Below are 11,682 nucleotides of genomic sequence, written 5' to 3'. Positions count from 1 at the left end.
CGGGGCACGCGGTTTAAGCTTGGGGAGTACACGGCATAAGTCGGTATGATGAACCTAGAATCCCCTGGATTCATCCATGGGGAGTGTCAACCTCCGTCTATCTACATGCCCACTAATTTTAAAACCTTTCCCTCTCTGTGACTGAAAAGAAATGACGCCGCCCAGTTCGGCGATTCTTTCCTTCATACCCATTAAGCCGTTTCCTGCTGCAATCTTATTTGTTCCGGCTCCATTATCGCAATAGGAAAAAGAAACTGATTCCTGGTCGCCTGATATAGAAATTTGCACACGGTCCGCATTGGCATGGCGCAAGGTATTGGTAATGGCTTCCTGAAATATCCTATATAAATTAAAATTTTCTCTGCTGGATAAGCGTAAACCCTGGGGCTTCACATCAAGTTCTATCTGCAAACCAGTTAATGCTTGGGCCTCGCAAGCTATTTTGTCAAGGAGTGAACTCAACTCAAATTCGAAAGATGATTCCCTTTTTTCCGAAACCAGTTCCCTAACTGAGCTAAGAGCTGTCCTGGAAACTTGAAGGGCTTTGTCCCAATGAGTCTTTGCAGATTCCAAGTTATGGTTCATCAGCCTTTTCCCCGCTTCGAGGGTCAAAATCAAGCCGGTGAGATCATGACCAAGGCTATCGTGGATTTCGCCTGCTATTCGTCGCCGTTCAGCTTCGGAGGCTAACTTTTCACTTAAGGCCATGCTTTCGTTCAGTTGAAGGTTTAGGTATTCAAGTTCTTTGGTCAATTTTTCATAGGCCAACCGTTGTTCTCTTTGTTTTCGTTCACTTAGAACCAAAATAAACGCCAATCCATACAGCAGTATTTCGGCAACCCCAAGTAATCGCGTCTCACCCGTTGCCCTTAATTCAAATAGTGTGTAAGAGCCCACACTGGCTAGCGTAGCAAGCATGGCGTATATAATGAAGAAAGGCTTGGGTAATATAGCGGTCCCTTCGATGAGGTAAACCATAAAAAGTTTATCGAAACCAGCACTTTTCGGGAACAGAGAAATAAGGACAGCCAAAATTAAGTCCAGCAGCAAAGTAATCATATTCACTTTTTCCCTGGCATATCCGTAATAACTTCGCCAAAAACCGCTGGCTAAAATAGCAAGCGCAATTGCTATCAGCGAAAAGCTGAGCGGGGTTTTTTGCAATACTCTAATTACGAACCACGAATATAAAACAATTTTTATACCGGTTAACCAGATAAACATAATTTAACCTCAAAGATATTTTCTTTCGCACAACTCAATCTGCGCTTTACAACAACCATTTCTATTTCCAGGGACTGAATTCCTCTATATTATACACGCCCCTGACGGTATCTTTGCCGCTACTGATCTTGCAGGCTGGTTTTTTCATTAGGGGCCATGATAATCTTAGATAACTTAGGTAGTGGACATTGAGATATAAGGAAACCTTGTTTAAATCATAGGATTAAATTGTGGAGGTAAATATGTCATTTGACTATGGGGAGCTCAGAGCAAAAGCGAAAACAATTGTTCAGATTCCGGAGCATTATAGGCTGGAAATGGAAGACAATACATACGATGAGAAAGAACGGTCCTTCATTTGGGAGTATCCAGGAAAAGATGACTGCCAAATTGAAATTACGCTGGATAGAGAAACCGGGCACTTGATCAGGCTGGCTATGGAAATGGAAGCTAAAGAGTCGGTCGGTCAAGACAGCTTGGGAGAGGATGCAAGGGCGATCACTGACGCTTTTTTAATGAAACATACCCCCAATTATGGCGCATTCACTTGGGTAAATATCGAAGAAAAACAAAACTTTCGATTTTTGACCTATAGAGAGGAAGTCGGAGGACTACCGCTTCCCGATACAGGCTGCAGAATTACACTAGACAATAGCTTGAACGTTATCCGATATCAATTGGAAAAATCCAGACGCAAAGCTGCTCCTAAACCAGAATGGCCTAGCATCATCGTTGATGTGGAGACTGTGAGGCAACAAGCGTTGAGAGAGTTGCGGATGGAGCTGACGATTGTTACACTGTATCCGTCCATGTATGAAATGGAAGGAACAGAGCCTGAATATCGGCTTGTCTATCAACCTATTCCGGGTCATCGATTAATTGATGCCATTACAGGCGTTGATCTGTTTGGACTTGAACATTATGTGATGCCTCCTAGTCACCCAATTACTCCAATGGAGGCAGATAAAAGTAATGAGCCATGTGCACGTTCAATTAAAGACATCGCGACCTTGGAGATACAGCTTGGTATCGACCAGAGTTATACGTGCTTGAAAAGTCGAAGGATGACGGTGAGAGGATCAAAATGTTGTATAAGTTGAGAGCGAAAGAAGATCCAGAACCAGAAGCACTTTCTGTGGATGCTTATGAGAAACGTAAATGGGGCGATTCACTACGGAATCTGGAAGCCTCGTTTATGATTCAAGTGGAGAAGTCGACGGGTCGTTTGGTGGGATTCCGCCGGAGTGAACAGAAGAAAGAAGCTGTGCCGATACTAAGCCGGCAGCAGTGTTGGGAGAAGGCTGGACAATTCCTAGGACGGGTGTTTCCAGAGTACACTTCTTACCTCCAAATCGAAGTTGATCAGGAGGGAACAGACAGGCAGCCACGTGAGCGTGAGTTTTTCCAGCTGCCTGTCTACATTGGCGATATTCCTGTTAATTATGAACGGGTCACGCTTAGTGTCAACACTTCAACCGGTAAAATCTGCGTCTATATGGGAGTCTCTTATGAAATGATTCGCGAGCTGGAAGAGCATGATTTCCTCTATCCGACTCTGACGGCAGAAAAGGCTTTTGACCTATACAGTGAGCAGGTCAGATTCCGACTTAGATGGTTTAAAGACTTGGAAGACGAAAATCTGCCGGTTTACCGGTTGATCTATGAGCCGACAACCATTCGTCGAAATGAAATTCCCTTGTGCGCTGACCGTAATCGAGGACTAAGATATATCGATGCCTACAACGGTGAGCCCATTTGGGAGAGGATATGAAAAAGCCTCAGGCCAAAAGAAAAAGAGAGGAAACTTATAATTATTTTTAAGCCTGATTAGTTAATTGGAGTTAAACAGATGGAAAATAGAAAAAGAGTAGGAAATTTTGTTAAACCCTAGGTTGATCGAGTGATCGTGCCCAGGGTTTAATATTTTTTTGCCTTGACTTTTTAATAGTAAATAAACATAATTGAATATAGGTATTCTACATTCAATTTATAGGGATTGGAGGAACCTTGTATGTCCGAAGAAAAATCTAATCGCCGCTCTTACAGTAGCCCCTTGCGTTGTAACCAGAAGGAAGATACGCGGAACCGCATCTTAGATACAGTGGCGAAGATGATTAGTGAAGGTCGTATTCTGGACTTTAGTGTGAAGGATGTAGCCGTCCGCACGGGCATTTCCTACGGTACAGTTTACCGTCACTTTCCAACGCGAGAGTCGTTTCTGGAGGCTCTTTATGAAGAAGCCTCAGAAATTATGACTCAGAGTGCACCGTTTAGCCCGCAATCGCTGAACGACATCCCTGTCATGGCAGGAAAGACAATAGAGAAGTTCGAGGAAAGCGCAACTCTTGTACAGGCGTTCACGATAGCTTTGTTGGTTAACAATGTTAAACCTAAAAGCAGGTACCAACGAGATCAAACTATCCAGGAAGTGGTTATGGAAAGCACCCCTCGCTTGTCTTCAGGAGGCGCTAAGCAAGTTGCCTCTATAATTTCCCATCTTTGCAGTTCTCTGACTTGGGCAACCCTTAGGCAAAGGTATGGGCTAAACTCTACTGAAACAGCTGAAGCAATGAATTGGGTGCTACAAACTTTGATTCAAGATTTAACCCGGCACGAGGATGAGCAACCTTAGGAGACTATTTGCGGATAACCATGCTAGATGACATGAATGATAAAGCAGACCAGAAAGGAGGGAGAAAGTGAAAGAATTAGTTTGTTTATTTAAGGAATTGAAAACTGAACATAAGCATCTGGCAGGGGGGAAAGGAGGAACACTTGCGCACCTTTTTCAAAAGGGTTATCCAGTGCCCGATGGCTTGATAATTATGCCGATGGCTTTCCAAAAAGACGAGTTAATACCGGAAGCTGGGGCTCAGCTCCAGGCGTGCCTTAAGGCAATACGAGAGAGAGGGGGTGAAACCTCCTTCGCTGTCCGTTCATCTGCATTGTCTGAGGATTCAGCCATGGCTTCTTTTGCCGGCCAGTTTGACACTGTGCTGGATGTTAGCACTGACCATGAAATCCAGAAGGCGATCAGAACTGTGCGCAAGTCACGGTATAGTAAGGAAGTGCAGGTATACAGCGAGGCAAAAGGTATTGACGAGTCTCACGACATGGCTGTGGTTATTCAGCAAATGGTGAAAGCCGATATTTCGGGTGTACTGTTTACAGCAGACCCGGTTACTGGGAACCGCAATGAAATGGCAGGCAACTTTATCTTCGGGTTAGGTGAGAAATTGGTGTCTGGTCAGGTTTCAGCTTATACGTTTAAACTGGGGAGGAAAACAGGGAGTTGGCGCAGGGGCGGCTATGATGGACCATTAGAATTAAAAAAGTTTGCAGCCAAGCTAGCAAAACTGGGGAACAGCCTGGAGCGAGAAATGGACTGTCCACAGGATATCGAATGGGCGATCGCTGACGGCACATTATATTTGCTGCAGTCCCGGCCAGTGACGACCTTGATCGGAGATAACCCGGTCACTGGTGAGCGCAATGATAGTAGGACTGGCAATTACTTATGGTCAAACGTTAATTTCGGGGAAGCAATCCCCCAAGTGATGACCCCTCTCACTTGGAGTATTCAACAGCAGATATACGAATCGTGGCAGTTGTTACCCGGATATCAATCATCCGGCAACATTGGTGGCCGTATCTATCTTAACTTAAGTATCTATGCTTCAGTTTTAACTGCTTTGGGTAAAAACAAACAAGGTATAACACGGTTTCTGGAAGGCTTGTTATACACACGGATTCCCGAGAGCTTAGAGATTCCCCTGATACCTCTGTCCATGGGGTCGAGAGTAGCCGTTCTTATTAATTTTGTAGGAATGATAATGAAACAGATTAGGGCGGTTCGAGAATTACCTAGATTTCTGAGTGTGAATGCAGATTGGTGTGAGAAACTGCAGAAACAGATCCATGAAACAAATAAGAAAGCCGAACTGACTTTCTTGTGGCACACTGAGATATTACCTCACTTGCAGAACACGGTTTGGAGCGTAATGGGCAGCGTGACTCAGTTCTCAGACTATACGATTAAGTTGCGACGCGAGCTAATTGAGCTACTAGGGCCGGAGGATGCGGATACGTTCATATCAGGTCTGAGTAGCAGTACGGACATCAGAGACGGTTCAGGACTATTAGCAAGTCTTGGCCCTGTTCTTGGCATAGCAAAGGTGGCCCGTCGAGAAATCGACCGGACAGAATATCTAGCGCAGTATGGCCACAGGGGACCCAATGAGTTTGAGCTGTCTGTTCCTCGTCCAGCTGAGGACTCGGGTTGGCTCGATCAACAGTTGGCCCAGTTCGAGAAATCGCCTATCGATGTAGAAGCGCTTCTTATTAAACAACGCGCTGAGATTGCTGCGGCCTGGAATCGCTTGGAAATAAGCCATCCACGGAAGATGCGATCAATGAAACGTCGTATAAATCAAGTGGCTCCAAAGGCTTGTCTGCGCGAAGCGGTTCGCTCTGAATACGTGCGAGATCGTTGGGTTGCTCGCAAGTTTGCTCTGCACGCAGGGCAATTGACAGGTTTAGGAGACGACATTTTCTTTCTGACAATCGAAGAGGTGTTGGATGTTCTGTCGGGAGATGAGGCGGCCCTGAAATTGATCGCCGCTAGGAAAGACATCCACAGCAGGTATTCGTCTTTGCCTGTCTATCCATCGATTATATGCGGTCGTTTTGATCCGTTTCAATGGGTGGCTGATCCCGAGCGACGCCATGACATCTACGTTGCTTCAGGCTTCACCTCCGCTGCTACGTCGGATTCCAGTGAATTAAACGATAATCTGATAACTGGTTCCGCAGGGTCTGCGGGTCGATTCGAGGGAGTGGTTCGTCGCTTAGACAGTCCAGAGGAAGGAGATCAATTGCAAAAAGGGGAGATCCTAGTTACCTCCCAAACAGACATCGCTTGGACACCTCTCTTTCCTCGGGCGGGTGCAATTGTCACCGATGTGGGAGCACCGCTTTCGCATGCTGCTATCGTTGCTCGTGAGTTGGGTATTCCCGCAGTGGTAGGCTGTGGAAACGCGACTAGGCGTTTGAAGACCGGTGACCGCGTACTTGTCGACGGCGGGCAAGGTGTTGTATCGATAAAAGGATAAAAACAATGCTGTAGTTACGAATCAACTTGCCATTATTAAGGAAATGGCTTCCAGGAACAAAGCTATTAATTCTGGAATTTTTACTATTATGGGAGATGTTAAATACCACTCCGAAACAAAGCTGGAAGCAATATGTCTTCCAGTCTTTTTTTGTATAATCGAAATTCGTTTTTATGAAATAGACGGGATATGTTGATTTGTCTACTCGCTTTCATTATGACATTTGTCATATATATGTATGCTTCTGCTCACTACCATCTCATTCCTCTTTGCTTTATCCTATGACCATAAGCTCATATGAACTCCAATTAGAGGACGGGGAGGTTAGTAAATGTTAGTTGAAGTAAGAAATCTGGTAAAACGCTACAAAGATGTACTTGCTGTAGACAATGTCAGTCTGGCCATCGAAGAAGGTGAGATTCTTGGACTGTTGGGTCCTAACGGTGCGGGCAAAACCACGACCATCAACGCCATGATCGGGTTGACAAAGGCGGATAGCGGTGAAATCGTAATTTTCGGCAAGAATTTCAAGGATCACGAGTTGGAGATCAAGCGTGATTTGGGTGTTGTTCCTCAGGATATTGCAATCTTTGAAGATCTCACTGCTTATGAAAACCTGAGTTATTTCGGAAAACTCTATGGGTTAAAAGGATCACTCCTGAAGGACCGGGTGGAAGAAGCTCTGGAGTTTACGGGTCTGCTTGATAAGAAGAAGCAGTACCCTAAAAAGTTTTCCAACGGTATGAAAAGAAGGCTGAACATAGCCTGCGCCCTAGTCCACCATCCGAAGCTCATTATCATGGATGAACCGACAGTAGGTATAGACCCGCAGTCCAGAAGCCACATCATCCAATCAATCAAGAAACTTACTAAAATGGGTTCCACCATCATTTACATTTCACATTATATGGAGGAAATTGAAGGGATTTGTACCAGAATCGTCATCATGGACCACGGCAGGGTTATCGCTAAGGGGACAAAAGAAGAACTTAAGGCCCAGATGACAAGTGATGAAAGGGTAGTCGTGGAACTTTCCACAGCGAACTACACCTTGATCGACAATATTAAGAAGCTAGCGGGAGTAAAAGATGCTTATGTTAACGGGAACGAGTTGACGGTTATATCCCAGAAGAACAGTAAGAATCTTAAGGGGATCATTGACCAGGTATCCGAAAGTAGTGTGATTATGTCACTCAACGTAGAACAACCCAGCCTGGAAACGGTGTTTCTGACCTTGACAGGCAGATCTTTAAGAGATTAAGGGGGGTGGATTGATTGAATGTTTTACAGATCGCCTATTACACCGTTCTTAGAAACATCAGAGATTGGAAGTTATTTCTGTTACTTATAGGGGCACCCTTTGTGTTCTACCTGATTTGTGCAAATATAACGACAAATGTAAATCATGGTATAAACTCACAAAAATTCAAGATAGCTTATTTAGATACGGATAGTGGACCAATCGGCCAACAGTTTGAGCGGTTCCTTCAGACCCAAGAGATCTTGACTGCTTTTGATATTCAGAAGGCAGACTCTTTAGATGCGGGGAATCAGATGGTTAAAGGCGGAAAAATAGAAGCCTTAATTTATATTAAAAAGGATTTTTCCCAAAGCCTTAAGCAAGGCAAAAAAGCAAATATCGAAATATACAGCAATAAAAGCATCTCAGCAACCCGACTACTGGTCGAAGGCTTTATTAACACAGTGAACGCTTCTTCAGCTATTCCAAAAATTGCAGGAGATATTAACGTAACGGAAGTTTCCAGGGGTATCCAACAAATTGCAATCTCACCTACCGGGAAAACATTTACCGATTCTGACAAAAGTTCGTTTATTGGCTTGCTGGAGATGCTTTCGTATGGAGCTTTGTTAGGATGCCTTACGGTCATTAACATTATTAAAAAGAATACTTTGCTCAGATTTAATATCTCTCCGATCAACGACTTGAACTATGTTAGCGGGCAATTTTTAGGTAACTATCTAACCCTTTGTCCCAGCAGCGGATTGTTCATCGCCTTTACGTACTTTATATGGGGGTCAGCCATGCAGGGGAGTATTCTCATCATTATCCTGACCTTCTTGGTGTTTACTGTTATTATAACGGCGCTGGGTATGATTGTCGGCTACTTGACAAAAAAAACAGGCTTGGGTGCCCTAATCAGCGTGTGTTTAAACGCCTTACTTTCAGGCGCAGCCTTTGTGTGGATGCTGGGCACAGCTCGCGGTTTCATGAATTGGCTTGTTTTCTTTAGTCCGCAATATTATGTCTATTTAATTGTTACGGATACGTTATTTGACGGTTTTACCTCTAGAATACAAGCGTCCTTAATTTCTCTGGCCATGGCTGCGACCGCCTTAACAGTAGTAACGCTATTTTTGGGAAGGAGGAAAGCAATATGACGATAGTGTTCAATAATTTAAGAAGGATATTCAAAAACAAGCTTCAGGGTCTGGTAATCATAATTTTACCGACAGTTCTTTTACTACTTGTGAGCTCGTCGATACTTGCAACTAAGCCAATATTACGAATTGGCATAATGGACCTGGATAAAACTGAATATACGACTATGCTCACAAATCGTCTTGCTTTACAAACTAATAGAAAGGAAGTAACTCAAGACCAAATCCAGAATGAATTACTCAATTCTAAAGTTGATTACGTTGTTGTCATGGAAAAGGGCTTTACTGCAAAATTACTTAAAGGTGAGGACGTGGCGGCAAAGGGTTATTATCTCAAGGACTCGATCCAGTCGCTGCCTGTTCAACAATATGTGGATAGTTATTTTAGTTCTGCCAAGAGAATTGCCCAGGCTTCTGGCGGTGATGAACAAAGATTTTATGAAGGCCTGAAGAGTAGCAGCGATGCGGATCTTCAGTTGGAATATCAAGTGCTTACGGGAATTGAAAGGCAGAAAGCCTATCCTACACTCGGAGAATTTCTCGAAATTATCCTGATGACTTCGGTTATTTTCTCAACGTTGATTCTGACTGACAAAGGAAATAAGACCTTCTATAGAACTCTTACTGCTCCGGTATCATTAAGAAACTACATGCTCCAGAACATTTTAAGCTTTTTAATCGTATCAGTTATTCAGGTAACGATAGTATTTATGGCCTTCAAGGGTTTAATAGGGATTTACATGGGGAATTCCCTTGTAAACATGTTTTTGCTTTTTCTTACAGCTTCCGTTTTATCTGTTTCCATGGGTGTTGCCTTAAGTTCGATTTCTAAAAATGTGCTTCAGGCTTCTTTCGCAGGTGTGTTTCTCGCCTTTGTCATGGGTCTTGTCGGCGGTTGCCTTTGGGAACATGAAATGGCATCAGTTCTATTGAACACGATTGGCAAGTTTACACCTGTCTATTGGATTATGGATGGGGTTAGTAAACTCTTAAAGGATCAGGGCTTATATGCTATAAGCGGAGATATTTTAATTGTACTTCTGTTTGCGCTGGTGTTCTTTTTCTTAGGGACATGGAAGAAAGAAGATATCGCTAAATAGCAAAGGGTTCGTTTTTAGGTCCAAGGTCATGTGCAAAGAGAAATGCAAATTAGTCGGACGGTTAGTATATTAAAGTTAAATGGAATTTACTCACGCTTGAGGAGGATTTCAGATGATAAAGAGCATTAAAAATGTAGGAACTGATAAGGAAAGGAATATAAAATTTTCAATTATCATACCTGCCTATAACGAAGAGAAACTAATTGGAAGATGCCTGGATTCTATCGTAGCGGCATCAGCGCCGTATAAGGATCAGGTGGAAGTCATCGTAGTCTTGAACCGTTGTACTGATCGAACTGAAGAAATAGCTAGATCATACAATTGCGTTATCGCAAAGGAAGACAGAAAGAATATGTCAATTATCAGGAATGCCGGCGCTAAAGTTGCAAGGGGAGAGATCATCACGACTATCGATGCGGATAGCCAGATGACAGGTAACATGCTGACTGAGATCGAAGAAAAATTACTGACTGGGAAGTATATTGGCGGTGGAGTAAAATGGAAGTTTGATAAGAGACCTTCATCAACGATACTAGCAACATTATCAACGATACTGGCAACATTTTTAACAGTACTAATCTTGATTCCATTACTAATAAAGTTCAGGTGTTCGTCCGCAGGAATCTTCTGGTGTTATAAGAGGGATTTTGAAGCAATAAATGGGTTTAATGAAGACCAGCGTATGTTGGAAGATGCTGAATTTGCTTTTCGTCTACGAAAATGGGGTAAAGAATGTGGTAAAAAGTATGGAACGATAACGAAAGCCCAGATGGTGGTTTCATTTAGAAAGGCCGATATGTTTGGAGAGTGGATGTTATTCAAGCATCCAAAATGGATTTTGGCTTATTTGAAAGGGAATGTCGAGAAATATGCAGATGAGGTTTTTTATGATATAAGAGAGAACTTCAAAGAAAAGTCCTAACACAACGATTGGAGGGCTTATTTTGGCTAAAATTTCGTCAGTTTACGTTAATCCGGAAAACAAAGCAAAGATAATGTCCGTTTACGCTAAACAGCTTGCTCAGTGGCCCGTACCCTACGAGTGTTTCAATGTACTAACGAAATACGGGAGTACACATATCGTCGTTAGTGGACCTAAAGATGCGCCTCCGATTGTGTTGCTTCACGGACAACATGGTACTACCACAATGTGGCTGCCGAACATTCTTGCCCTAAGTCGTGATTATCGAACGTATGCAATTGACACAATAGGCGATTTAGGTAAGAGCGAGCTAGACGATCTGGAAAAGTACCCCAAAAATGGTCAGGCTTATAGCGAGTGGCTTGTAGATGTATTCGATGTACTTGGTATTAACCAAGCTTTTGTAATTGGGGAATCGAGGGGTGGTTGGATAACAATTAATCTCTCTATATATTCTTCAGAAAGAGTAAAGGGAATCGGGAAATAATCCCTATGCTGTCTCTTTGATTTCTGTGGCTGAATTTACTCCCATCTTTTTATTTTCATTTATCGGAGGAACTCTACAAATGTCCGAAGAGGAGTACGTTGGACGAGTCGGAGTACTCAATCCCCTATTTATGGGAGCCATGGTAATTAGCATGAGTTTAGCCGGTTGGTTTAAGGTGAAGTTTTCTCAAGTAACAATGTATGGGCTCTAAGGCATCTTCTATTTCGTGGGTATGTTTTTAACAGTATTCCTACTTGATGTGTTTGTAAGGGCGAAATAAAAACGGTTGCATGTTTGGAGATTGGTTGTTGTTTAAGCATCCAAAATGGTTATTGCTCTACAATTATTAGAGAAATGCTGACTACTGCCAGACCGTTTCAAGACGATCTGGCCATTTTAGTTTTTGAATATAACTAATATCTTCCATATGGAAGGAAT

11 protein-coding genes are annotated in these 11,682 nt (G+C 43.1%); 10 read left to right on the top strand and 1 reads right to left on the bottom strand.

The window, feature by feature from the left end; all coding sequences use genetic code 11:
* Positions 1-54: 54 nt before the first annotated feature.
* Complete coding sequence (locus DOT_RS22120) at positions 55-1,224, bottom strand: sensor histidine kinase (protein WP_009623726.1); 1,170 nt, start codon at positions 1,222-1,224, stop codon at positions 55-57.
* A 242-nt stretch (positions 1,225-1,466) separates the two neighbouring features.
* On the opposite strand from DOT_RS22120, the gene DOT_RS22115 reads away from it, so the two are divergent.
* The 10 genes from DOT_RS22115 to DOT_RS31485 all read left to right on the top strand — a co-directional run bounded on the left by DOT_RS22115 (position 1,467) and on the right by DOT_RS31485 (position 11,455).
* On the top strand, positions 1,467-2,324 hold the full coding sequence (locus DOT_RS22115) for a YcdB/YcdC domain-containing protein (RefSeq protein ID WP_009623725.1): 858 nt from the start codon (positions 1,467-1,469) through the stop codon (positions 2,322-2,324).
* On the top strand, positions 2,309-2,995 hold the full coding sequence (locus DOT_RS22110) for a YcdB/YcdC domain-containing protein (RefSeq protein WP_009623724.1): 687 nt from the start codon (positions 2,309-2,311) through the stop codon (positions 2,993-2,995). Before DOT_RS22115 ends, DOT_RS22110 begins: the two co-directional genes overlap by 16 nt.
* A 240-nt stretch (positions 2,996-3,235) precedes the next feature.
* Positions 3,236-3,856, top strand: coding sequence for a TetR/AcrR family transcriptional regulator (locus DOT_RS22105; protein WP_009623723.1), 621 nt, complete (start codon positions 3,236-3,238; stop codon positions 3,854-3,856).
* 67 nt (positions 3,857-3,923) lie between these two features.
* Positions 3,924-6,335 (top strand): PEP/pyruvate-binding domain-containing protein, encoded by a 2,412-nt coding sequence (locus DOT_RS22100; RefSeq protein WP_009623722.1) that lies wholly within the window; start codon positions 3,924-3,926, stop codon positions 6,333-6,335.
* A 331-nt stretch (positions 6,336-6,666) separates the two neighbouring features.
* Entirely contained in the window at positions 6,667-7,596 is a 930-nt protein-coding gene (locus tag DOT_RS22095; protein ID WP_009623720.1) for an ABC transporter ATP-binding protein, read from the top strand.
* A 14-nt stretch (positions 7,597-7,610) separates the two neighbouring features.
* A complete protein-coding gene (locus DOT_RS22090) occupies positions 7,611-8,735 on the top strand; it encodes an ABC transporter permease (protein ID WP_009623719.1) in 1,125 nt (374 codons plus the stop codon).
* Positions 8,732-9,835: an ABC transporter permease gene (locus DOT_RS22085; RefSeq protein ID WP_009623718.1), complete on the top strand. Its 1,104-nt coding sequence runs from the start codon at positions 8,732-8,734 to the stop codon at positions 9,833-9,835. The genes DOT_RS22090 and DOT_RS22085 overlap by 4 nt, the downstream gene beginning before the upstream one ends.
* Positions 9,836-9,947: 112 nt before the next feature.
* The gene (locus DOT_RS22080) at positions 9,948-10,757 is read left to right on the top strand and encodes a glycosyltransferase (RefSeq protein WP_009623717.1); all 810 of its coding nucleotides are present in this window, start codon (positions 9,948-9,950) and stop codon (positions 10,755-10,757) included.
* Positions 10,758-10,779: 22 nt separating this feature from the next.
* On the top strand, positions 10,780-11,244 hold the full coding sequence (locus DOT_RS22075; RefSeq protein WP_050809939.1) for an alpha/beta fold hydrolase: 465 nt from the start codon (positions 10,780-10,782) through the stop codon (positions 11,242-11,244).
* Positions 11,245-11,269: 25 nt separating this feature from the next.
* The gene (locus DOT_RS31485; RefSeq protein ID WP_207637064.1) at positions 11,270-11,455 is read left to right on the top strand and encodes a hypothetical protein; all 186 of its coding nucleotides are present in this window, start codon (positions 11,270-11,272) and stop codon (positions 11,453-11,455) included.
* Positions 11,456-11,682 lie beyond the last annotated feature (227 nt).

Source organism: Desulfosporosinus sp. OT, from assembly GCF_000224515.1.
In the GTDB taxonomy this organism is placed as follows: domain Bacteria; phylum Bacillota; class Desulfitobacteriia; order Desulfitobacteriales; family Desulfitobacteriaceae; genus Desulfosporosinus.
Note: the sequence above shows the minus strand (reverse complement) of the source record. Positions and strands in the feature narration are given on the sequence as shown.